We start from the raw sequence: 22,898 nt of genomic DNA on the forward strand, positions 1-22,898 counted from the left end.
GTATGCTACCTTACCGCTCTCGCGTAAGCTAGTTTTTGAAAAGGATAAACTCTGAGTGCGGGGTTCGCTGCATCTCGATTCTTCCCCTACTTTAACCTGTATCTATAAAATCTATCAAATCAAACGGTATCTTACCTTTGAATCGATTAGAAGTTACTGCTATAACTACACATAAGAAAGCGTAAAATTTAATCACAGAGAGTAAGGAAGGATAAATGACTAAATCAAGTGGTGGCGGAAAATGCCCTATCATGCACGGCAGCATGACGTCTGAAAAGAAAACAAACACCCATTGGTGGCCAAATTCACTGAAGCTGGAAATTCTGCGTCAGCATGATACTAAAGCCAACCCAATGGATGAGGACTTTAATTACGCAGAAGAATTCAAAAAAATTAATCTGGAAGAATTAAAACAAGACCTGAAAAACTTTATGACCGACAGCCAGGACTGGTGGCCGGCAGACTGGGGGCATTATGGTGGCTTAATGATTCGTATGGCCTGGCACTCGGCAGGTTCTTACCGTTTGGCTGATGGTCGCGGCGGCGGCGGTAGCGGCAACCAGCGTTTTGCGCCGCTGAACAGCTGGCCGGACAACGTAAGCTTAGATAAAGCGCGTCGTTTGTTGTGGCCTATTAAGCAGAAATATGGCAATAAACTGTCCTGGGCGGACTTATTCATTTTGGCCGGTAATATAGCGTATGAGTCTATGGGTCTGAAAACCTTTGGTTTTGCCGGTGGTCGTGAAGATATTTGGCATCCGGAAGAGGATACTTACTGGGGTAGCGAGAAAGAGTGGCTGGCGGAAACCAAAAACCGGTACAACTCGGATGAAGAGCGTGAGTCGCTGGAGAATCCTTTAGCGGCGGTGCAAATGGGTCTGATTTATGTGAACCCGGAAGGCGTTGACGGACAGCCTGACCCGCTCAAGACCGCAAAAGACGTGCGCGAAACCTTTAAACGCATGGCAATGAATGACGAAGAAACTTGTGCGTTGACTGCGGGCGGGCATACGGTAGGTAAGTGCCATGGTAATGGTAAAGAAGAGAACTTAGGCCCAGAGCCGGAAGCTGCGGATGTTGAAGAGCAGGGCATGGGCTGGCGCAACAGTGACGGCAAAGGTGTTGGTCGCGATACCATGAGCAGTGGTATTGAAGGTGCCTGGACCACTAACCCAACGCAGTGGGACAATGGTTACTTTTATCTGCTGTTCAACTACGAGTGGGAATTGAAGAAAAGCCCGGCGGGTGCTTGGCAGTGGGAGCCTATTGACATTAAAGAGGAAGATAAACCGGTTGATGTGGAAGACCCTTCTATTCGTCACAACCCCATTATGACTGATGCCGATATGGCGATGAAGATGGACCCGGACTACCGAAAAATTGCCGAGAAGTTTTACAACGACCCTGAGTATTTTTCCGATGTGTTCGCACGCGCCTGGTTTAAACTGACGCACCGCGACTTAGGTCCAAAAGATCGCTATTTAGGTGCTGATGTCCCGCAGGAAGACCTAATTTGGCAGGATCCTATTCCAAAAGTGGATTACAGCTTAAACGAGCAGGAAATTGCCGACTTAAAAGAAAAGCTGTTAAACACGGACTTGACCGCTTACGAGTTGATATCTACTGCATGGGACAGTGCCCGCACTTTCCGCGGTTCCGATTTCCGTGGTGGTGCCAATGGCGCACGCATTCGCTTGGTACCGCAAAAAGAATGGCACGGTAACGAGCCAGAGAAACTGCAGAAAGTCCTTCGTATACTGGAAGAACTGCAGTCAACACTGGATAAGAAAGTCAGCATTGCCGACTTGATTGTTTTAGGCGGCACGGCAGCAGTGGAAAAGGCAGCTAAGAGCGCCGGGTATAACGTGACGGTTCCTTTTGCCCCGGGTCGCGGCGATGCCACAGACGAGCAGACCGATGTAGAGAGCTTTGAGCCACTAGAACCGCTGCACGACGGTTATCGTAACTACCTGAAGAAAGATTACGCAGTACCGGCTGAAGAACTGATGCTGGACAGAACTCATTTGATGGGCCTAACGGCACCGGAAATGACGGTTCTTGTCGGTGGTATGCGTGCTTTAGGTGCAAACTACGGTGAGTCTAAGCATGGCGTATTTACTGACCGTGCAGGCACGTTAACCAATGACTTTTTCGTCAACCTGACGGACATGAACAATGTCTGGAAGAAAGCGGATGACCATTACGAAGTTCGTGACCGTAAAACCAATGAACTGAAGTGGACAGCAAGCCGCATTGACTTAGTCTTCGGTTCAAACTCTATTCTGCGCTCGTATTCAGAGCTGTACGCTCAGGACGACAACGAGGAAAAATTTGTAAAAGACTTTGTGAAAGCCTGGACGAAAGTCATGAATGCAGACCGTTTTGATTTAGCTTAATACTAAGCTGATCTGTCGGCGAATAAAAAGGGCGCTTGATAACATCAAGCGCCTTTTTCTTTTAATTATTTCAGTTTTTAACCGCTTAAAACTCCGCCTCGAACCCAATACCAACCACTCTTGGTGCGCCAAATATCGCATAGGGGATGTCATTGCGTGCGTATTCGGTGTAACCTTTGTCAAAGATATTATTGGCGAAAATATAGGCTGACCAGTCGAACTTATCGTAACTGATTTTTGCGTTAAATAAGGTTCTTGATGACACTCTGTTATCTGTAGCGCGGGTCGTCATCAGTACTGAGTCGCGGTAATTCGCGTTAACGTTCACCGTCCAGTCGCGGGCAGGATATAAGTTCACACCGAGTGCAGCGGTATGTTTGGGCGCAAAGATAAACTCGGTTCCTGAAAAATTTCTGACTTGAGCATCGGCAATGGCTTCAAACTGGTCGTATTGAGTTCTGGAATAAGAATACGAGCCGTACCAATCCATGTAGTTATTTACATATTGACGGGCTTCCAGCTCCATTCCATACAAATGCGCTTTACCAGCATTAACTGTGTGACTATCAAAACTGTTTAGGCCGAATTCAGCGATAGTCTGTTTGTCTTCCCAGTCAATATAATAGAGGTTGCTGCTGACAAAGAGCTTGTTGTCTAACAGCTTACTGCGCCACGCCAATTCGTAGTTTGTGGTGAATTCAGGGTCATAGGCGAAGACTTCTGCGCGGGCAATATTGTAGGAGCTGCCACCGGAGCGGTAAGCACGCTGTACCGTCAATGCCAGCGAATCGTTGCTATCATAGTCCCAGCGTAGGGCCAATTTTGGTAAAAAGGCGTTAAAGTCGCGAGTACTCTTTGGCACACTGCTACCTGCGTTATCAACCAGGTTCAGTACTTCCTGATTGATACCAGTGACGATGTTATATGGGCCTGTGCCCGCTTCGCCGTAATTGGTGGGGTCAGGTAAGGTACCGGCAAAGGCTGTTTCGGTGAGTGACTCGTAGGTATAACGCTCGGTGTCGTAACGAAAGCCGGCAATAAGAGCGACATCGTCCGCTAAAGCGTATTCTACATCAGCAAATATGGCGCGGTTGGTCGAGCGATCGTAAACATCACTATCATAATCGACAGGAATGAGCGGCAGCTCCTGAGAGTAGCTGTCGGCAAACTGAGTGGCCGTGGTTTCATCCAGTCCCATGCTTTGTAATGCGCTGACAATAGTGGCTACCGGAGTCGCAACGCCAGCCATTTGGTTATCCATGGCGTCTTTCTCACGATTAGACCAGTAACCGCCGACCAGGCCATGAAAGTTCGGGTAATCAAAATTCAGCCGTACTTCTTGTGACTGGTTTTTATAATCGTGGTTCATCTCGCCGTAACGTTCATCTTTTGCTATTAAATCAATGTCATACAAACGCAGGGAGTCGGACTCTGACTGCGAGGTAACGGATGCCAGTGACCAATGTTCGTTTATCTCGTAACTTAAATCTAATGACACAATGTCCGTTGTAATATCGGTTACATTTTCGCGGTTGGAAAGGTTCACCCGGTTATCATAATAATCTTCTACATCGGTGCGGCTGTAAGTATATTGATAAGGGTCTTCGCGGTCGTCACGCATAAAGTTTAGTTTAGCGGTGAAATTTCTCAGCCCGGCCGGGTTCCAGAGCAGCTTAAGGCGAGTAACCAGAGAGTCGACCGAGTCTTCCATTCCGTTGCGTGTAATATTTTTTGTAAAGCCGTCAAAATCCCGTTTTTCTACAGCAACCCGAAAGGCCAGTTCGTCATCTATGATTGGACCACCACCGGCAAAAGCCAGGCGTCTGTCGTTTGGATCTGACCAGATTGCCCGGGTTTTCCAGGTCCAGTCCATGGTCGGATCCTGAGTACTGATAATGATGGCACCGGCTAAGGAGTTTTCACCCTGCACCGTTGACTGCGAGCCGCGCAGAATTTCAACCTGTGCAACATCCCATAAGTCGGTTGGGCCAGCATCATTCACCTGACTGGGTATGGCAACACCATCAACATAAACGGTCGCTAATGGGTTGGCAGAAGCATTCTCATCGCGAATACCGCGAATCGTAAAACCAGAGCCGCCGTAAGTTTCCGAAACGTTTGCGGTACGAGTAATAATATCGCTGAGGTCGAGTAGGTTTTCCTGCTCAATTTTTTGAACCGTTGTTACCGCGACACTGCTGGTGGTTTCAGAGAGTGAACGTTCGCGTTTTTCGCCCTGAACTTTAATGACTTCTAAACCGTCTTGTTTGGACTGGTCAATAGGTTCCTCTGCCAGGGCCAGGATAGGGGTAAAAACAGCACCAACAAGAATGAATGCACATAGACCTGTCATTACATCTCTGTTTTTTTCAGTTACTTTATGATTCTTCATACTTTTGGCTTCCTTATGAGTCGGCAATTATAAGATGTTTACTTTAATACAAATGCGAATTGTTATCAATGCGCAATATAGGTAATCTGGAACTGAAATAAATGAAAGTGTTGGTATGGGTTGATCGCTATACTCAGTCGACGAGTACAAGAAAGTATCTAAACAAATTCCAGGAGGAAGCATGTCTAAAGTATTATTGATTACCGGTGCCTCAAGCGGCATTGGCGAAGCCACTGCTCGCAAAGCGGCGAAAGACAGATTAAAACTCATATTAACGGCGCGCCGGAAAGAAAAACTGGATGCGCTGGTTGAAGAATTTGGTGCCGATAACGCCATTGGCGTTGCTGCGGATGCCGGAAGTTATGACGAGTTAGCTGAAGCCGTGAAGCAGGGCGTTGAAAAATTCGGGCAACTGGATGCGGTATTTGCCAATGCCGGTACGGGCGTTTCGACAGCCGGAACCGAAGAAGGCGACCCCGACGAGTGGAAGTCTATGATTGATGTGAACATTAATGGGCTTCTTTACACGGCCAAACTGACTTTACCGCATTTGCGTAAAACCACCGGTCACTTTTTAATGACAGGCTCTGCCGCCGGGCGTATTACCTTAAAAGGCTCAGTTTATGGTGCGACTAAATGGTTTGTTCACGGCTTTGCACAGAATCTGGCCGAAGAAATGAAAGAGTGGAACGGTCGCTGCACAACTATAGCACCGGGTATGGTTAATACCCCATTCTTCGATGAGCCTAAGCCAGACAAATTAGACCCGGATGATGTTGCGGACGCCGTGCTGTATTCAATCAATGCGAATCCGCGTAATTGTGTACGCGAAGTGTTCTTAATGCCGGCGAACTGATTCAGCTCAGATTAATAGAGATTTAAGATAAACAATAATCGTTATCATTTAATGCTCTTCCGGGCTCCTGTATAATTTTGCACCTGATTATGACATGAGCCTTGAGGAGTACTCGTGTTTTCCCGACTCTTTTTCCATATCGTTTTAATAAGCACATTACTTTTTTCCGGCCAGGTTTTGGCCAATTCTTCGGCGGATACTCAAAGTTCTGACATGCGTCAGTTATTGCAACTGGCAGAATATGTTGGCGTAGATTATTCCGAAGCGGTAGCCAACGGCGAAGTTATCAACCCCGGTGAATACAGCGAAATGACCGAGTTCGCCGGACTTATTGGCGAAAAGACCGAACAGGCACCTGAATCTGTGCGCTCAGAAATGCAACACTTGGTGGATAAGCTCAAACAGCTGATTAATAACAAAGCCGACCCGGAAGCGGTGGTTGCGTTAACCAGCATGCTCAGAGACACCTTGTTGTCGGCGCTGCCAAAGTTAAGTCTGCCGTCAAAACTGGCTAGCGAAAAACGGGTTAAACAGTTATTTCAACAAACCTGTGCCGCCTGTCACGGTGCTAGTGGGCAGGGCGACGGACTTGCCGCCGTTGGGTTAGAACCCGCTCCGACAAATTTCACCGACCGGGAGCGTGCGAATAACCGCTCGCTTCTGGGTTTATTTGATGCTGTATCCGATGGTATCGACGGCACGGCAATGGCGTCTTTTAGTCATTTAAGCGAAGAAGAGCGCTGGGCATTAACTTTTTACGTGGGCAGTATGGCGTTTAATGACGGTGTTGATGCTGAGCAAAAAGTGGCCCTGAGCGAGCTCATTAATTACAGCCCCAATACCTTATTGCAGCGTAGTATTTCATCTAATGCTATTGATTATTCGCGCACTCACGCCAGAGATTACTTTGCTGGCAGCTCGGGTAAAGATCCCATCACTATTGCCCGCGTCACCCTTGACCAGGCGCTGCTGGCGTATCAACAGGGTAACTACAGCGAAGCTAAGCGGTTAGCTATTTCGGCCTATCTTGACGGTTTTGAGTTAGCTGAAAACGCATTGAATTCAAAAGCCCCTGAACTGATGCGCACTATAGAGCGTGACATGATGGCGTTGCGTAGTGTTATCAGTGAACCGGATCAATTGCCTCAGGTTGAGGAAAGAACAGAGCGATTGCAGCAGGAATTTGAGACAGCCGCTAATACGTTATCGGAAAACGAATTGTCGGAGTCTGCATTATTTGCCGCAAGCGCCGTTATTTTGTTACGCGAAGGGCTTGAGGCGTTACTGATTGTGCTGGCAATAGGCACGGTATTGGCACGTTCCGGTCGCAAAGATGGCCTGCGTTATGTGCATGCCGGTTGGATCACGGCTTTAATTGCGGGTGTTGGCACTTGGTTGGTAGCGGAATACTTTATTAGCATTAGTGGTGCCAGCCGTGAAATTATCGAAGGCGGAGCCGCATTGTTGGCAGCGGTAATACTGTTTTACGTGGGTTACTGGATGCACAGCAAAACCCAGTCACAGCAGTGGCAGCGTTTTATTCAGGAAAAAGTGCAGACTCAGTTAAAACAAGGCGCGTTATGGGGCTTAGCGGGTTTAGCCTTTCTGGCTGTGTACCGCGAAGTGTTTGAAACCGTATTGTTTTATCAGTCTTTGCTATTGCAGGCACAGGATAAAGGTACGAGCGTTGCCTACGGTTTTGTCTTTGCTCTGGTGGTGTTGGCGATAGTGGCCTGGGTGGTTATTAAGTACTCCGTTAAACTGCCAATGAACACCTTCTTTAAAGCAACCACTTATATTATTCTGGCGCTGGTCTTTATTCTGCTGGGCAAGGGAATGAGTGCTTTGCAGGAAGCCGCCTGGTTCAGCCATACCCAATTTCCGTTAGACGTAACCTTTGACTGGCTGGGCATTTACGCCAATTGGGAAAGTTTAAGTGCGCAATTCGTGTATCTGATTCTGGTATTTGTACTGTTTAAACGTCAAGCGTCATAAAAATAAAATGGAGCTATCTAAAAACTGTCATATTTGATCGCTAGTATATCGCTCAACTTAACATCTGAATTGGTTATACTCCCTGGTTAAGTTTTTCAGCCCCCAAATTTTGGGGGCTTTTTTTTGTCTAAAAACGATAGTTTACCTGCACCCCAACTGAACGCCCGGGTTGGCTGTATTGTTCGGTTAACGCATCACTTTTCAGACCTGCAACGCTCTGATAAGGAACATAATACTTATCGGTCAGGTTGCGGGCAGCCAGGTTGATTTGCCAGTCTGCCAGTGTTATCCCTGCGAGCAGATCAACGGTTGCATAACCGGGGGTTTGAATAGAGTCATCCGCCGGCACTTTACTCATGCTATCAACCGCCGTTAAAACGCCACGAATATACCAGTTGTCGCTGTGATAGCCCAGCGAGGTGCTGCCGGAGAGGGGCGATAAAGTGGTCAAATAGTTGTCCGTTGTTTCGTCTTTACCCGTGGTGTAAGCAACGGATGTGAGTACTTGCACACTGTCATTAAACCAATGGGAAACTGAGGCCTCAACGCCTTTTATGGTCACTTCTTCCTTGTTGACGTACTGATATTCGACTCGCTCAACGCCAGGGATATAAGTCGGGCTGGTGTCGACCACTTCGGTATCAATAAAGTCGTCAAATTTGCTGTAAAAAGCTGAAAGGTCCCAGCGCGTATCATTATTGTTGAATTTAAAGCCTGCTTCTAATGAACGGCTGCTTTCAGGGTCTAAATCGGGGTTAGGCAATATAGCGTAGAAAGGCTCGATACCATGGTTCTGGTACGCCTGGTCATGAGGCGGTATTTTAAAGCCTTCAGCATATTGAGCATAAACACGAACATTATTTGAGAAGGAATAAATAGCAGCGAGTTTCGGCGACAGTGCGGTTTCGCGAATATCACTTAACAGCGCCATATCATAGAGCTCGTTATCCTGAGCTGTCATTCGGTAGTGATCGACGCGGACACCCGCTATGAACTTGAGCGGGGCATTTTTCAGCTGAATATTGTCCTGCAGAAATAAGCCCGCTAGCCAGGTCTCTGCACCCGGAAACGCCTTTTGCGGCTCATTATCCTGTAATACGGTGCCATCCATCGCGGTGCGGGTTTTAAAGCGTGGCCGCTTGGTGTCGTAATGGTCGACATCCAGTCCAAACACAACGTCCTGTTGAAAACTGTCGTTTGTTAACTGCGTCTGCCCCTGCCAGCGAGCGCCCAGAATACGTTGCTCAAATCGGTAGTCATTATTATCGATATAAGGACCCGTACGGCCCGCGCCTTGCACCACCTGGTCACTGCGCTGCTCATAATCACTGATGTAAAACTGCCAGTGCTGAGTGTCTGTCAGCCAGTTACTGTGGTTGTTGAGAAAATCGACGGAAAAAGCCGTTTGTTTATCTTTGTTTTCAGTCTGCTCCGGAGCCTCCCGGAACTGCTCATTAGTCTGCTGGTAATGGTCCAGGGTGAATTTTAACTGGTTTTTACTAGCCAGTGGAATGGCCCATTTTGCCAGCACCGCGGTACTGTCGTAGTCAAATTCTGGTAGTGACTCGTCAAAGTTTTGAGTTTCATTGCCCTTGCGGCCCGTCAGTTGAATAGAGGCCTGTGAACCCGAAAATTGCTTTGCTGCCTGAATACCTAAACTGCGTTCGTCTGCAACGCTATCAGCACCGGCCTGAAGCGAGAGCGCATTGACCTGTCCCTGGAGAATATCATCCGGGTCGGGCGTAGTCAGAACAATAACCCCACCCAGTCCATCCGAACCGAACAATGGCGACGCTGCGGCTTTTGCCACTTCAACCTGGCTAACTTGTGACACATCCAGATAACCGCGACCGACTAAGAAGCCACCACCACCGGCGTAGGCATCATTTAGACGGCGACCGTCTTTAATATAAACCACCCGGTTGCCACCAATGCCCCTGACTGAAAGAGTTTGCGCCTGCCCCTGGCTTCCGGTCGAACTGATACTGGGGTCGTAACGGAAAATATCCGATAGACTATTGCTGACCTGAATATCAATTTCTTCAGCGGTGATGACACTGACCGCGCCGGCCACATCTTCAAGTTTTTCTTCGCTGCGGGAACCAGTAACCACCAGTATTTCATCGGTTTCTAAGGAAGGTTTTGGCAGCTCATCGGCGTACGCAGCAGACTGCAAGGTAGCGAAAATGGCTGCCGCTAATAGGTTTTTCGAAAAACCGTGAGTTATTTTATTTCCTGTATTCACTTTTCATCTCCAATCCTGAATTGACACGTTCATGAAAAAACCGATACGATCTAAACGAAAACGATTTGCATTTGCAAGTTAAAGTTACTATTTTTGATTTAGGGCAAAAAAGTAAAGCGTAATTCAGGAGTTTTATTGTGATGACAGCACGGCAGTTTTTGGTTCATGCCGGAACCACTTTTCTATTGTTGGTTTCCTTTTCCGGTCAGGCCGAGGATAAATTGGAGGAAGACGTCAGCAAACTTATTACTGCCGGCGGAACCTTAACCGACATTGTATTTGCGTTAAATAGAGACGACAGACTGATTGGCGTCGATACGTCCAGTACTTCGCCTGCGGCTGTAAAGCGGTTACCGAAAGTCGGTTACTACCGTAATTTATCAGCCGAAGGTGTTTTGAGTTTTGAGCCTGAGCACCTTTGGGTATTAGAAGGCGGCGGTAGCGACAGAGTACTGAATCAAATTGAGCGGGTGGGCGTTTCGGTCGTGCTATTTGATAAACCGACTTCATTGCAGGGGCTTTATCAGTTAATTGAAGACATTGCTGTTCGTCTGGAAGCTGAAACTGAAGGGCAAGACGTTATCGCCCGAATTCAGGCCGATTTAACTACCACTACAGGTGAGCAATCGTTAACGGGGCTGTTTGTTCTGCAGGCGTCAGAAAGAGGTGTGGTGGCAGCCGGAAAGGACACCGTGCCGGATCTTCTTTTCAGCTATTCCAATATTGGCAATGTATTCTCTCACTCGGGCTTTAAAACCGTATCCACCGAGTATTTACTGGTAGAACAGCCTGATTTTCTAGTGGCTCCTGAGCATGTCGTTCAAAGCCATGGCAGCAAAGAAGCGTTCTGTCAGGCGCAGGCGCTTAAGTTACTGGAAGCCGGGAAAAGCTGCCGGGTTCTGGTTATGGATTCATTGCTGGCATTAGGTATGACGACTCGCGTTGCTGAAGCTCAGCAAGTGGTCGCTGAGTTTGCCCGTAAAATAGCCGTAGGCAAGGAGTAAGACCATGCCTGTCGAGCGTCGTTACTGGCTATTAGCCGGGATGATGGGTATTGCGGTTAGCAGCATTTTGTTACTTTCCAGCGGACCGGTGATGTCCGACTGGCGGTTACCCTTTATCTGGTTGCCCGGCGTATTGTCGGACGTTACGGACATTCAAAAAACGGTTTTAATTGATATTCGGTTACCGAGGCTGGTGTTAGGTTTGATGGTTGGGGCCGTGTTGGCGCAAAGTGGTACAGCTATGCAGACCTTGTGCCGCAACCCGCTGGCCGATCCGGGTCTAATTGGCATTTCCGGCGGAGCGGCAGTATTTGCGCTGGCGGTTATTGCACTGGGCCCACAATTTGGGTTGCAGGGGCAATTGTGGGTTTCTGGCGCCGCTTTTATCGGTGCTTTACTGACCACTTTTGTGGTTTATCACTTGGCCGGTGGCCGCGCCGGGGTTCATGTCGCAACGTTACTGCTGGCCGGGGTTGCTATTAATGCGCTGGCGGGCTCAGTCCTCGGCTTACTCAGTTATTACGCGAACGACGATGCCTTGAGGCTAATGAGTTTTTGGCAGATGGGCTCTCTGGCGGGGGCTGACTGGCAGCAGTTACCACTTGGTTTTCTGTTTATGGGCGTTAGCTCCATTGTGTTGTTCATGCAGCGCCGGGCAATCAATACTCTACTTTTGGGTGAGCGACAGGCACGTTACCTGGGCGTTAATGTTGCTTCGTTAAAACGTCAGCTTATCTTCTTTGTCGCGCTGGGCGTGGGCGGTGCGGTCGCCTTAACCGGCATGATCGGTTTTATCGGACTTATTATTCCTCATATTGCGCGCATGCTGGTTGGTGCCAACGTGCGCTGGCTCATGCCGGTATCCATGTTGTTCGGAGCGGCTATTCTGGTGCTTACCGACTGGTTGGCCAAGACCCTGGTTGCACCCGCAGAGTTACCCATTGGCATTATTACCGCAGCTATTGGCGCACCATTTTTTATTTACTTGCTTATGAAGCAACGTCGGAGGTTTTATGCTTGATATTGATGTGTCGAATTTATCCATTGGCCGACAACAAGTGTTATCGTCGCTTAACCTGAGTGTAGAGGCAAACCAGTTTGTTGCTATTGTGGGTGAAAATGGTGCGGGTAAATCGACTTTTCTTAATATGTTGGCCGGAGAGCTTCCATACCTCGGCTGGGTCTATTTAAATGGTAAAGAGCTAAATTCCTGGGAAGCGCTAAAGCTGGCACCAATCAGGGCAGTTATGGAGCAACAGCTAACCGCACCGGAAGGTCTATCGGTTCAGGAACTGGTTGCTATGGGCCGTTACTGGTCACGCGAGTCAGATGCCGACGCTGAAAAGCGCGCAAACGGTTGGTTAGAGCGGTTCGACTTAGTGTCGATGGGTAGACGCAGTATCGAAAGTTTATCGGGTGGTGAGCAGCAGCGGGCGCATCTGGCGCGTTGCTTATGTCAGTTAGATAAAGACTTACCCGGCGAGCAACTCCTGTTGTTGGATGAGCCAACTTCTGCACTGGATGTTTATCACCAACACGCGGTATTGCATGAAATTAAGTCGTTTAGTAAAAAAGGCAATTTGGTTTTGTCGATAATGCATGATCTAAACTTGGCCTCTTTGTATGCTGATAAAGTGATCGTTTTAGGAAATGGTTGTATTCAGCATATCGACACCCCGGAAAGCGTGTTTCGGGAGGATGTGCTTGAGCGAACTTACCATACCCCGGTTTATGTCAGCTCGCATCCGAGCTTTTTAAAGCCGATGATTTTTACCGAGCCCAGACGTTAAGGAGTGTTTTACAATGAATGAACGAATAACAGCAGCGCGGGAAGCGCGCGAATTAGCGCAGCGTAATGACACTGCCGTGTTATCAACGATTTCGAAAAAGTTGATGGGTTATCCTTTTGGCTCTGTATCTCCTTTTATGCTGTCTGCAGAAGGTCAGGTTATTTTCTATGTGTCTGACATTGCGCAGCACGCTCGTAATCTATCGGTAGACAACCGCTTAAGCATTACGGTGTTTGATGCGGCAGAGCGTGGTGACCAGAATACTCAAGGGCGACTCACGTTAACCGGTAACGCACGGTTGCTAGAGGATGAATCGCTGAGTGAATTGTATTTTCTGCGCTTTCCAGATGCTCTGAGTTATCGAAACGCGCATGATTTTAAGTTCTGGCAAATGGACGTTGAGCACATTCGCTACATTGGTGGTTTTGGTGAAATTTTCTGGATAAACCCGGGCGAATGGCTACTGCCTGAGCCGGAGTGGAATTCGGACGAAGCACTAGCGATGATACAGCACATGAATGAGGATCATGCCGACGCTTGTCGTCTTATTTTGCGCCAACAATTCGCGGAGTTTCGTCACGTTAATGGCTCAGTCAAAATGATCAGTGTTTATCCGGAGGGGTTTCATCTAATGGCCGATGCGCGCAGTATCTTTATTCCTTTTGAGACAACGTGTGCGACTGCCGGGGAAGTCAGAATGCAATTGGTAAAAATGACTCATGCTGCGCGGGGAAACGCCGTTGCTTAGGGCGCTCTGTTTCGGAAAATAATTACCACAGCCCAGTAGCTAATAATACAAGCGGGTATCGCAAAAACAAGGCTGCCGAGAATAAGCTGTTCAGATTCAGCCAGTAAAAAGCTTAAGGTTGAATCTGAACCGGAGGTTTCTGCGGTTTCGGCTAGCAGCCAGTCACCTATTCTGTTCCAGCTATAATATAAAGGCCCCATGGTTAATGGGTTACTGACCCAGGTTGCCGCAAATGCCAGCGGAAAATTAGCACGAAATACGAGACAGCAGGGCAGCACCAGCAACGTCTGAAACCCGACCGTTGGTGTCAGGCCAAAAAAAAGACCGATGCTGATACCCCGCGCTATTGCCAGCAAACCTTTATCAAAACAGTTAAAGCGCTTGAGTAAACGCAAGCTTTTAGGATTATTCCGTAACCACTGGCGATTATTTTTTTTCAGACGTTGTTGTGTTTTTTCGAACATATTACGCATTAGTTACTGCAATGATACACATAAGCGGGTGGAATATTTTGCCAGACATAACGTCTGTCCAGTTTCTGAAAATGCTTTGCTAAAAGCGGTTCCAGCTGTTTTGAATACTGATACAAAATTAACTGCCCATCAGCTGCCAGAGCTTCCTTTATTTGCTCCAGTAAAACTTGCTGGTCAGTTTTTGAAAAGTTAGCAAAAGGCAGAGACGATACAATGTAGTTTGACTGTGTTTTATTGTGCTTTTTCAAAGACGCTAAAAGTTTGAAGGCGTCATAAGCCATTTCTGTTTCAGGAAAGCGCTTGACTAATCTTTGATGAAGCTCTTGGTCGAATTCAAAGCAAATAAATAACGTATCAGCCGAATGTTGCTTAACGATACTTTCTGTAACGGCTCCGGTGCCTGCGCCTAGCTCAACAATGACATCTGTTTTCTGCCAGTTTATACCCGAGAGCAAAGCACTCACTAAATAACGGGAACTGGGCATAACGCTACCCATGGTTTTCGGAGAACGCAGAAAACTTCTTAGAAACTGCCAATGTTTGACCAAAAGAGCGCCCTTTAAAAAATGAATAAAAGAACAGTTACGACTACAAAAAATATACCGATCAAGTCTAACCCAGTTTATTGCGTTTTGACATCGTTAGCGTGCAACTCCATAATCCGAAGTCTTTAGGCTTTGCGGGGAGTGAAGAGCAAAAAATGGCAGCTTCAGCGGAAGAAGATAAGCAGTATAAAGCTTCATGGAAGAGCTTAACGCTGTTCAGCGTGTTATTTGTTCTGCTTACGGCTGTCGGTTTCTACGCCATTTACAACCACTTTTCCGGGCGCAGCTTAACTTTCGATTTTCGCCTGTTTGCGCCAGAAGTGATTAGTGCTGCCGTTTTATTGTTACTGATTTACTTCGCTGCCGATGGTCTTCGCCTGTATTATACCTTGCGTGCGCTGGGTTACCAAATACCTAAAAACGCCATGGCCAAACTGGTGTTTATTAATATTTTCTTCTCCAATATTACGCCTATGGCTACCGGCGGCGGTTTTGCTCAGGTGTGGTTTTTGCACGAGCATGGCGTACCCATTGGCAGAGCAACGGCGGCAACGACAATTCGTACCGTGTTGGCTATTCTCTTTATTTTCTCACTGACGCCGGCGTTCCTGCTGACTCTGGAGCCTTTACAGGATAAAGCCATTATGAGTGATATTGGTACGGTGATTGCGGCTTTTATTATGCTTTATTTGCTCTTTTTTGCGGTGTTTTTATTGCGCGCGCATTGGTTGATAGGGCCGTTAAGTTATCTGTGTAAAGGCATACACAAGCTGCAGTTGATTAGCCCGGAGCGGCATTTACGTTGGCAGTATAAAACCCGGCGCGAGATGTTGCGTTTCTCCCGCAGTTTTTCGGCGTACTGCCGGGGTTCCAAAGTGTCGATTGCGCTGTCGGTATTGTTTACCTTTATTTTTTTGCTCAGTTTATTCAGCTTCCCGGCGTTACTGATGTGGGGGCTGGGCTATGATGTCGACTACCTGGTAAGTCTGGGCTTATTAGTTGTCACAACATTTATTATGTATTTTGCGCCAACGCCCGGTGCCTCGGGTATTTCTGAAGGGGTATTTGGCAGTTTTTTCAGCGATATTCTGGCCAATAACCACTTATTGCTAGTGACCTTTAGCTGGCGTTTTCTGACCATTTATTTGGGTATGCTGTTGGGACTGTTTATTTTACAACGATATCTTGTTCAATCCGCTAAAACACAGGGCATACAATGAATAAAACCAAATTACTGAAAGCTCTGTTTTACTTAAATATTGCCGTTGTGGTCGGGTTGATTGGTTACAAAATTTATTTGAATCTGGTCACTTCTGAGTTTGAAGCCAAGCATACCGACCAGCTTGCGGCCATCAGTGCGCGACTGGAAGGTCAGGAGAGCTACAGTTTTGCGGTTGTAGGCAATATTAATAACTCGGTGGGTATATTTGAGCGCCGCATTATTCCCATGCTGAATGACACCACTATCGATTTTTTAGTATCGGCGGGTAATGCAGTTAGCAGCGGTGGCGAAGACAAATACCGTGCGATAAAAGGCACTTTATCTCATCTAAACATGCCGTATTTGCTGACTTTTGGTAATAATGAGTACGAAGAATTTGGCAGCTTTCGTTTTTACGACCACTACGGACCACATTTTTTCAGCTTTACCGCAGGTTCCAGCCGTTTTATTTTCCTCGACAGCACGGGTAAAACGCCCTGGCAATGGCAGTTGAGATGGTTAACGGACATTCTGAAAACCGATAATTCAGAGCATCGCTTTGTGTATATTGGGCATCCACCGCTGGAGCCGGAAGAAGAATTCTTTTTGGCTGAGGAGGACGATTTTTTGCAGCCTCTTGAGTTCCGGCAGGCGCTGCTGAAAACCTTGAGTAACTTCGGCGTTGATGGTGTTTTTTCATCCAATGTTTCCATTTACTCTGAGCGCGAGTACAACGACACTCCTTACATCACGACCGGCGGCGCTGGTGGCCTGGTACTGAATCAGGATGAAAGCTTCTATCATTATGTAAAGGTTACGGTCAGTGCCGATGGCTCGGTTGCACATTCGGTTGAAAAGTTGGAAATAGGGCAACACCCTATTTTAAAGCAGCTGGAAAGTCTTTGGTTCTTTATCCATTCGTTATTTTATGTGGGTTACCTGAACTTTATTCTGCTGGTGAGTTTGTTTTTGATAATAAGCACTAAGCTTTATAACGCGGTTTTTGTGGGCAAAGAATATTACCCCGACTACGACATTGACCCAGGCCCCTGGTCTAAGAAACGCCTGCGCGTGGCTATGTTTACCAATAACTACCTGCCGTTTATTGGTGGGGTTCCAATTTCCATTGAGCGTTTGCGTAAGGGCTTAGTTAAGCTGAAAGATACCGTGCTGGTTGTGGCGCCACGTTATCAAAAGCAAAAAGAAAAAGAACAGCACGTGGTGCGCATGCCGTCGTTGTTCTCTTTTGGTGATAAAAGCGAGTTTCGTTTTGCCAATATTTTTTCCGGTGCCGTACGTAAGAAAGTCAAAGCCTTTAAGCCAGACCTGATTCACGTGCATCATCCTTTCTGGATAGGCTCCTTGGGTGTTTTTATGGCGCGCCGGCTTAAAGTACCGGTGGTTTACACTTACCATACCCGGTTGGAGCATTATGCGCATTTCGTTTTTTTACCGGGTTCCTTGTTTCGCAATATTATTGCGCACTTTTTGGTGCGTCGCTTTGCCAATAAGTGCGATGGCGTTATTGTGCCGACCCAGTCCACGGAAGAATATTTGCGCATGATAGGCGTGAAGCGCCCAACCTATGTGCAGCCAACCGGTATTGAGTTTGATAGCTTTCAGCAAGTTGACCGAAAGCAGTTAGAAGCTCTGCGGCAGCAACAGAATCTGGGCGATGAAACGGTGTTTGTCAGTGTGTCCCGGTTGTCGAATGAGAAAAATATCGACTTTATGATAGAGGCGGTGGCGCAACTGAAGGAACAAACCGATAAACCATTCCGCCTGCTCATTGTGGGTGACGGTCATCAGCGCCATCGGTTACAGGAGCGTATTAATGATATGGAACTGCAGCAATACATTATTCTGGTCGGCGCAGTGCCGCCGGAGCAGGTGGCAAGCTGGTATCAATTAGGTGATGCCTTCTTGTTCGCCTCTCAGTCAGAAACTCAGGGCATGGTTATTCTGGAAGCCATGGCCGCCGGGTTGCCAGTGGTTGCTGTACGCTCCAGCGGCATTGATGACGTAGTAGAAGATGGGCATAACGGTTATAAAACGCCCGCCAGGCAGGCGTTGTGGTGCGAACGGGTAAAGCAATTACTGGATGACGACGCTTTACGCCAGAGCATGGCTGAAAATGCTCTGGCGTTTGCGCGTGACTATTCTGTAGAAAAATTCAGCGACGACGTTCGCCATATTTACGCCGAAACACTGGCCCGGTATCACCAGAAAAAATAACGTTACAAAATATGGTTACCGAACACCAGAAGCTGACAGACAATCGCCGCGGTGGTGAGTAACACGCGGATACGATAATACCCCATGTAAGAGGTCATGGCGGAGCTACGCGCGAGCTTTTGTTCAATATACAGAACTAACGCAAAGCCTGCCATTTGCAAGCCAAGTGACCAGGCTGGAGCGTGAATCAATATTGTAAACCATGCCAGCAGGGCAAAGACATTACTGAACAGCAACAAGCCCATGGTTTTTTCACTTTCGGCGCGATGTAATGCACGGCCCCATAAAATACCCCCCAAGAAGCTCAGAATAATGGCGCCATAAGTGATTAAAAACTCCAGTGGTTGAATACCCCAAAAAGCTCCGGTATGCATCAAAGCGGCAAGAGAGGATGCTAAAAAGGGCACTAACCCAAGAAAACCGAGAATGTAAATTAACCAGTTTTTACTTGTATTCATAAAATGAGTTTCCCCAGAACGTTTCCTTATTGTTTTACGTTAAATGTTGCTTTGCGTTTAGTCTAATTTTAAATGGTTTACGTAATGAATACTAAACAACAACCAGCAGTTATTATGGCAGATTATCAGCTCGGCTTATTTATATTTCGAAACGACTTGAGAGTGGAAGACAACCTTGCGTTGCAGCAGGCTGCGCAACGCAGTAAAACCCTTATTTGCTGCTTTTGTTTTAACCCCGACAACAATAAGCATGGGCATTATGGTATTCCGGCCATGAGCCAACGGCGTGTTATTTTTCTGCAACAAAGCCTGCGACAACTCAGCACGGAACTTGAAAGCCGAGGTCAAAAATTGATAGTTCTGACAGGAACTTTTGATCGATTGATAACCGAACTCATTTCCGAACAACAAGTGGATGCCGTATTTTTAAGTCAGCATCAGGGCTATTACGAGAAGTTTCAGTTGGGTTTATTGCAGCGCAGGTTTCCGTTCTTACCTTTTCATGAAATTTCAAACAACACGCTTTTCTCAGAGCATCAATTACCGTTTCGGTTGAATGATCTGCCGGATACTTTTACGCAATTTAGAAAAAAAGTTGAGCTACTAGATAAGAATTTTTCGCTTCAGCTGATACATTCACTGCCTCCTTCACCGAAACAGATAAACCACCGAATTGTGAAAGATGAGAGCATCGCGGTTTCCGCATCGGCTGACTTTGAGGGAGGAGCAATAGCAGGAGCGGAACATCTGCAGCGCTATTTTTCAGGTCAACAGGCAAGTACCTATAAACAAACCCGGAACGCTTTAGATGATTTTCCAAGCTCGACCAAGTTTTCGCCCTGGCTGGCGCTGGGCTGCCTTTCTGTCAGGCAAATTATGGCGGAGTTAAGAGCCTACGAAGCACAGTTTGGCGAGAATGAATCCAGCTACTGGATAAGTTTTGAGTTGTTGTGGCGCGAGTATTTTTTTTGGTACGCCCTTAAGCACGGAAAGCGTCTGTTTGCATTTTCCGGGATATCCGGGAAGTCGCCTAAAACGAGTTTTTATTCTGAGCGGTTTCAAAAGTGGTGCTCAGGCAATACGCCTTACCCCATAGTCAACGCCTGTATGAAGCAACTTAATGCGACCGGTTATATGTCCAACCGTGGCCGCCAGTTGGTTGCCAGTTGCTTCGTACATGAACTAAGCCTCGACTGGCGCTACGGCGCGGCTTATTTTGAACAGCAATTGATGGATTATGATGTTTCTTCTAACTGGGGTAACTGGCAGTACCTGGCGGGTGTCGGAGCGGACCCGAGAGGTCACCGGCAGTTTAATCTGGAAAAACAGGCGGAACGTTACGACCCGGACAATGAGTTTATTGAACGCTGGGCCGGTGACTTATCCGGACACCCCATAGACAGTGTTGATGCTGCAGACTGGCCGGTGCGTTGATTATGAACAATAGCCTTGCTGTTGTATGGTTGAAGCGCGATTTGCGACTGTCTGACCACGACGCGTTAGCCGCCGCTCTGAAAAATCACGATTCGGTTTTGCTGTGGTATAACGTTGAACCGATGTTGCTGGATGACCCGCATTACGATACCCGGCACTGGCGGTTTGTCTGGCAAAGCCTGTGTGATATGAACGAGCAACTGAAACCATATGGTGCGAAATTGCATATTTCTTGTGGTGACACCATAGAGCAGTTGCAACGCATACAGACCCACTTCGGTAACATTAAACTTTACAGCTATCAGGAAGTTGGGTTAATCAATACCTACGAGCGTGACAGGCAGGTTGCGAAGTTTTGTCGTGAGCAACACATAAACTGGCAGCAATTTCCCTACGGTGCCGTAATAAGGGCGGCGCGTTCGCGTGCCGGCTGGCGAAAAAATTGGAATAAAACGATGCGAGCAGAGCCTGCAACCCTCGATTTAACCCGCATTGTTGCCAGTCCTTTTGATGTTTACCATGCGCCTGTCCAGTGGCAGAAGCATGACCCAATGTTCCAAAAAGGGGGGGAGTCTGCAGCCCGGCAGACATTATTGTCTTTCTTTGAAGGCCGGGGAAAATTGTATTCAATGAATATTTCCAAGCCGGAACTCAGTCGCGAAAGCTGCAGTCGGCTATCGGCTTATCTAGCCTGGGGTAATTTAAGTTTGCGACAGGTGTATCAGTATTGCCTGACCTACTGGCAGACGCCCGGCTGGAAAAAACCTTTACGTGCGCTAGTTTCAAGGCTGCACTGGCATTGTCATTTTATTCAGAAGTTTGAAAGCGAAATCACTCAGCAGCACAAGCCTATCAACCGCGGTTACGAGACCTTACCGTTTCGCAATGACGAGTCTGTTGTTCAGCATTTAGACGCCTGGAAACAGGGTAAAACCGGTTATCCCTTAGTAGATGCCTGCATGCGTTGTCTGATTCAAACCGGGTACATTAACTTCAGAATGCGCGCTATGTTGGTGAGTTTTTTGTGTCATCATCTGGCAATAGACTGGCGTCTGGGAGCCGATTATTTAGCGTCTCTGTTTCTCGATTTTGAGCCGGGCATTCATTATCCACAGTTTCAAATGCAGGCGGGAGTGACCGGAATTAACACCGTGCGCATCTATAACCCGACAAAGCAGGCTCTTGAACAGGATGCCGACGGGACGTTTATACGCATCTGGCTGCCGGAGTTAGCTGAGCTACCCAATGAGTTAGCTATTGAGCCCTGGCAGATCACTCCTATGGAAGCTGCTATGTTTAATTTTCATCTGGGGAAAGATTACCCGTATCCTGTGGTCGATAAAAATCAATACCGAGAAACCATGAGCAAGAACCTCTGGGACTGGCGCAAAAGCGCTCTTGTTCAACTGGAGAATAAAAGAATACTCAGCCGGCACGTTGATCGTTCAGGCTAGAGAACCAGTAAATTAAATGTCAAACAATGGTAAATGAGCTGTAATGAATCAAAAAAATGTATGTTTTGGTGCAGGCGCTTTAAGAATTGAAGATATTGTCCGGCTTTCCCGTCGCGAGGCGAAAGCGCATTTAAGTCCAGACCCTTTGTTCCGCGAGAGAATTCAGGCAGGAGCGGACTTTCTCGATAAACTCCTGTTGGAAGACGGTGTTATTTACGGCGTCACGACCGGTTATGGAGACAGTTGCACAGTCGCTGTTCCGGCTGGTTTAGTTGATGAGCTGCCGCTGCACCTGACACGCTTTCATGGTTGTGGCTTGGGCGAGCATTTTGATAAACCTACGGTGCGAGCTATTCTGGCCGTTCGCTTGTGCTCTTTGGCACAAGGGTATTCGGGCGTGAGCTGGGAGTTGCTGGAACGACTGACTCTAATGCTGAATGAGGATATATTGCCTCTTATTCCTGAGGAGGGAAGCGTTGGCGCCAGTGGCGACTTAACGCCTTTATCCTATATTGCCAGTGCTCTTGTGGGTGAAAATAGAGTGCATTTTCGCGGGCAGATTATTTCAAGTCAGGAAGCGTTTAACCGCTTAGGGTTCCAACCTTATCACCTCAGACCCAAAGAAGCTTTGGCTTTAATGAATGGCACCGCCGTTATGACAGCTGTGGCTTGCCTGAACTTTGATAAAGCGGATTATTTCAGTCGTCTGTCGAGCCGTATTACGTCTTTGGCGTGTTATGCACTGGGTGGCAACGCCCAACATTTTGATGAGCATTTATTTCAGGTTAAACCCCACGCGGGACAACAGCAGGTTGCTCAGTGGATACGTCACGATTTAGGAGAAATACCGGCTGAAAGAAACTCTGCGCGCTTGCAGGACCGGTACTCTATTCGCTGTGCTCCGCATATTGTCGGTGCCCTAAAAGATGCTTTACCCTGGCTTCGGGAAACAATAGAAAATGAGTTAAATAGTGCCAATGACAACCCCATTATTGATGCTGAACGAGAACAGGTTCTGCACGGTGGTCATTTTTATGGTGGTCATATTGCTATGGCCATGGACACCTTAAAAACGCAGGTCGCCAATCTGGCCGATTTACACGACAGACAAATGGCTCTGTTGATGGATCAGAAAGTGAATAATGGTTTACCGGCAAACTTATCAGGAGCCGATAGCAGCAGAGCCTCGGTTAATCATGGGTTTAAAGCGGTTCAAATTGGTTGTTCGGCCTGGACCGCAGAAGCACTGAAACTGACCATGCCCGCCAGTGTATTCTCTCGCTCTACTGAGTGCCATAATCAGGATAAAGTCAGCATGGGCACCATTGCTGCGAGGGATTGTGTGAGGGTTTTGGAATTAACCGCACAGGTTGTCACTGCAACTCTTTTGGCCTCTTGCCAAGGGGGTCGGCTGAGGCAAAAAATGGAGAGTGCACCGGAATCTTTATCGATAGACGTAGAAAATATGCTCAACGACATTGAAAAAGAGTTTGCTCCGGTAAACGAAGACCGAGCGCTAGAAGGTGAGCTTCGTTTTTGGTTGGAGCAATTGACTGAAAAGCGTTGGTGTTTGTACACATATTGATACGTATTTGTGCTACTTTCTAATTGGATACTTTGCTAAATTAAAGAGTCGTTTATAAGAACTCACCAGAGAACGTTGATAAGGACA

At 47.4% G+C, this 22,898-nt stretch carries 17 protein-coding genes; 12 read left to right on the top strand and 5 right to left on the bottom strand.

Annotation, left to right across the window (positions count from 1 at the left end; translation table 11 throughout):
- The first annotated feature begins 215 nt into the window (after positions 1-215).
- Positions 216-2,396, top strand: a complete 2,181-nt coding sequence (gene katG, locus L8G48_RS12195; protein WP_248264891.1) for a catalase/peroxidase HPI — start codon at positions 216-218, stop codon at positions 2,394-2,396.
- A gap of 85 nt (positions 2,397-2,481) precedes the next feature.
- Here the strand turns inward: katG and L8G48_RS12200 are convergent, their stop codons facing one another.
- Positions 2,482-4,788: a TonB-dependent receptor gene (locus L8G48_RS12200; protein ID WP_248264892.1), complete on the bottom strand. Its 2,307-nt coding sequence runs from the start codon at positions 4,786-4,788 to the stop codon at positions 2,482-2,484.
- Positions 4,789-4,969: 181 nt separating this feature from the next.
- On the opposite strand from L8G48_RS12200, the gene L8G48_RS12205 reads away from it, so the two are divergent.
- Positions 4,970-5,644 (top strand): SDR family oxidoreductase, encoded by a 675-nt coding sequence (locus L8G48_RS12205; RefSeq protein ID WP_248264893.1) that lies wholly within the window; start codon positions 4,970-4,972, stop codon positions 5,642-5,644.
- A gap of 177 nt (positions 5,645-5,821) precedes the next feature.
- Positions 5,822-7,639, top strand: coding sequence for a cytochrome c/FTR1 family iron permease (locus L8G48_RS12210; protein ID WP_248264894.1), 1,818 nt, complete (start codon positions 5,822-5,824; stop codon positions 7,637-7,639).
- 127 nt (positions 7,640-7,766) lie between these two features.
- Here L8G48_RS12210 and L8G48_RS12215 read toward each other — a convergent pair whose 3' ends face one another.
- Positions 7,767-9,884: a TonB-dependent receptor domain-containing protein gene (locus L8G48_RS12215; RefSeq protein WP_248264895.1), complete on the bottom strand. Its 2,118-nt coding sequence runs from the start codon at positions 9,882-9,884 to the stop codon at positions 7,767-7,769.
- A gap of 140 nt (positions 9,885-10,024) precedes the next feature.
- Here L8G48_RS12215 and L8G48_RS12220 point away from each other — a divergent pair, with 140 nt between their 5' ends.
- From L8G48_RS12220 to L8G48_RS12235, 4 genes are read left to right on the top strand one after another with little or no spacing between them, the layout of a single operon-like run.
- A complete protein-coding gene (locus tag L8G48_RS12220) occupies positions 10,025-10,888 on the top strand; it encodes a heme/hemin ABC transporter substrate-binding protein (protein WP_248264948.1) in 864 nt (287 codons plus the stop codon).
- Between the two features lie 4 nt (positions 10,889-10,892).
- Entirely contained in the window at positions 10,893-11,909 is a 1,017-nt protein-coding gene (locus L8G48_RS12225) for a FecCD family ABC transporter permease (RefSeq protein WP_248264896.1), read from the top strand.
- Positions 11,902-12,678 (top strand): ATP-binding cassette domain-containing protein, encoded by a 777-nt coding sequence (locus L8G48_RS12230; protein WP_248264897.1) that lies wholly within the window; start codon positions 11,902-11,904, stop codon positions 12,676-12,678. Before L8G48_RS12225 ends, L8G48_RS12230 begins: the two co-directional genes overlap by 8 nt.
- 13 nt (positions 12,679-12,691) lie before the next feature.
- Positions 12,692-13,426 carry a HugZ family pyridoxamine 5'-phosphate oxidase gene (locus L8G48_RS12235; RefSeq protein ID WP_248264898.1) on the top strand — a complete coding sequence of 245 codons (735 nt, stop codon included), beginning with the start codon at positions 12,692-12,694 and terminating at the stop codon, positions 13,424-13,426.
- Here the strand turns inward: L8G48_RS12235 and L8G48_RS12240 are convergent.
- Together L8G48_RS12240 and L8G48_RS12245 are read right to left on the bottom strand one after the other, a co-directional pair.
- Positions 13,423-13,899 (bottom strand): DUF2062 domain-containing protein, encoded by a 477-nt coding sequence (locus tag L8G48_RS12240; protein WP_248264899.1) that lies wholly within the window; start codon positions 13,897-13,899, stop codon positions 13,423-13,425. The two genes, L8G48_RS12235 and L8G48_RS12240, sit on opposite strands and share 4 nt — an antisense overlap.
- The gene (locus L8G48_RS12245) at positions 13,899-14,384 is read right to left on the bottom strand and encodes a class I SAM-dependent methyltransferase (protein WP_248264900.1); all 486 of its coding nucleotides are present in this window, start codon (positions 14,382-14,384) and stop codon (positions 13,899-13,901) included. Before L8G48_RS12245 ends, L8G48_RS12240 begins: the two co-directional genes overlap by 1 nt.
- A 215-nt stretch (positions 14,385-14,599) precedes the next feature.
- On the opposite strand from L8G48_RS12245, the gene L8G48_RS12250 reads away from it, so the two are divergent.
- Positions 14,600-15,664: a lysylphosphatidylglycerol synthase transmembrane domain-containing protein gene (locus L8G48_RS12250; protein WP_248264901.1), complete on the top strand. Its 1,065-nt coding sequence runs from the start codon at positions 14,600-14,602 to the stop codon at positions 15,662-15,664.
- Positions 15,661-17,880 carry a glycosyltransferase gene (locus L8G48_RS12255; protein ID WP_248264902.1) on the top strand — a complete coding sequence of 740 codons (2,220 nt, stop codon included), beginning with the start codon at positions 15,661-15,663 and terminating at the stop codon, positions 17,878-17,880. Before L8G48_RS12250 ends, L8G48_RS12255 begins: the two co-directional genes overlap by 4 nt.
- A 2-nt stretch (positions 17,881-17,882) precedes the next feature.
- On the opposite strand, the gene L8G48_RS12260 is transcribed toward L8G48_RS12255, so the two are convergent.
- On the bottom strand, positions 17,883-18,338 hold the full coding sequence (locus tag L8G48_RS12260) for a DUF3429 domain-containing protein (protein WP_248264903.1): 456 nt from the start codon (positions 18,336-18,338) through the stop codon (positions 17,883-17,885).
- An 84-nt stretch (positions 18,339-18,422) separates the two neighbouring features.
- Here L8G48_RS12260 and L8G48_RS12265 point away from each other — a divergent pair, with 84 nt between their 5' ends.
- The 3 genes from L8G48_RS12265 to L8G48_RS12275 are packed head-to-tail and all read left to right on the top strand — an operon-like array spanning position 18,423 to position 22,811.
- Positions 18,423-19,772, top strand: a complete 1,350-nt coding sequence (locus L8G48_RS12265; protein WP_248264904.1) for a DASH family cryptochrome — start codon at positions 18,423-18,425, stop codon at positions 19,770-19,772.
- Between the two features lie 2 nt (positions 19,773-19,774).
- Positions 19,775-21,226: an FAD-binding domain-containing protein gene (locus L8G48_RS12270; protein WP_248264905.1), complete on the top strand. Its 1,452-nt coding sequence runs from the start codon at positions 19,775-19,777 to the stop codon at positions 21,224-21,226.
- Positions 21,227-21,269: 43 nt separating this feature from the next.
- Entirely contained in the window at positions 21,270-22,811 is a 1,542-nt protein-coding gene (locus L8G48_RS12275) for an HAL/PAL/TAL family ammonia-lyase (RefSeq protein WP_248264906.1), read from the top strand.
- Positions 22,812-22,898 lie beyond the last annotated feature (87 nt).

The organism is Idiomarina aminovorans (assembly GCF_023155095.1).
GTDB lineage: Bacteria > Pseudomonadota > Gammaproteobacteria > Enterobacterales > Alteromonadaceae > Idiomarina > Idiomarina aminovorans.

Excerpts from the sequence above, each read along its gene's own strand:
- katG (WP_248264891.1), top strand. The coding sequence starts at position 216 with ATGACTAAATCAAGTGGTGGCGGAAAATGCCCTATCATGCACGGCAGC.
- L8G48_RS12200 (WP_248264892.1), bottom strand. The coding sequence starts at position 4,788 with ATGAAGAATCATAAAGTAACTGAAAAAAACAGAGATGTAATGACAGGT.
- L8G48_RS12205 (WP_248264893.1), top strand. The coding sequence starts at position 4,970 with ATGTCTAAAGTATTATTGATTACCGGTGCCTCAAGCGGCATTGGCGAA.
- L8G48_RS12220 (WP_248264948.1), top strand. The coding sequence starts at position 10,025 with ATGACAGCACGGCAGTTTTTGGTTCATGCCGGAACCACTTTTCTATTG.
- L8G48_RS12225 (WP_248264896.1), top strand. The coding sequence starts at position 10,893 with ATGCCTGTCGAGCGTCGTTACTGGCTATTAGCCGGGATGATGGGTATT.
- L8G48_RS12230 (WP_248264897.1), top strand. The coding sequence starts at position 11,902 with ATGCTTGATATTGATGTGTCGAATTTATCCATTGGCCGACAACAAGTG.
- L8G48_RS12235 (WP_248264898.1), top strand. The coding sequence starts at position 12,692 with ATGAATGAACGAATAACAGCAGCGCGGGAAGCGCGCGAATTAGCGCAG.
- L8G48_RS12240 (WP_248264899.1), bottom strand. The coding sequence starts at position 13,899 with ATGCGTAATATGTTCGAAAAAACACAACAACGTCTGAAAAAAAATAAT.
- L8G48_RS12245 (WP_248264900.1), bottom strand. The coding sequence starts at position 14,384 with ATGCCCAGTTCCCGTTATTTAGTGAGTGCTTTGCTCTCGGGTATAAAC.
- L8G48_RS12250 (WP_248264901.1), top strand. The coding sequence starts at position 14,600 with ATGGCAGCTTCAGCGGAAGAAGATAAGCAGTATAAAGCTTCATGGAAG.
- L8G48_RS12255 (WP_248264902.1), top strand. The coding sequence starts at position 15,661 with ATGAATAAAACCAAATTACTGAAAGCTCTGTTTTACTTAAATATTGCC.
- L8G48_RS12260 (WP_248264903.1), bottom strand. The coding sequence starts at position 18,338 with ATGAATACAAGTAAAAACTGGTTAATTTACATTCTCGGTTTTCTTGGG.
- L8G48_RS12265 (WP_248264904.1), top strand. The coding sequence starts at position 18,423 with ATGAATACTAAACAACAACCAGCAGTTATTATGGCAGATTATCAGCTC.
- L8G48_RS12270 (WP_248264905.1), top strand. The coding sequence starts at position 19,775 with ATGAACAATAGCCTTGCTGTTGTATGGTTGAAGCGCGATTTGCGACTG.
- L8G48_RS12275 (WP_248264906.1), top strand. The coding sequence starts at position 21,270 with ATGAATCAAAAAAATGTATGTTTTGGTGCAGGCGCTTTAAGAATTGAA.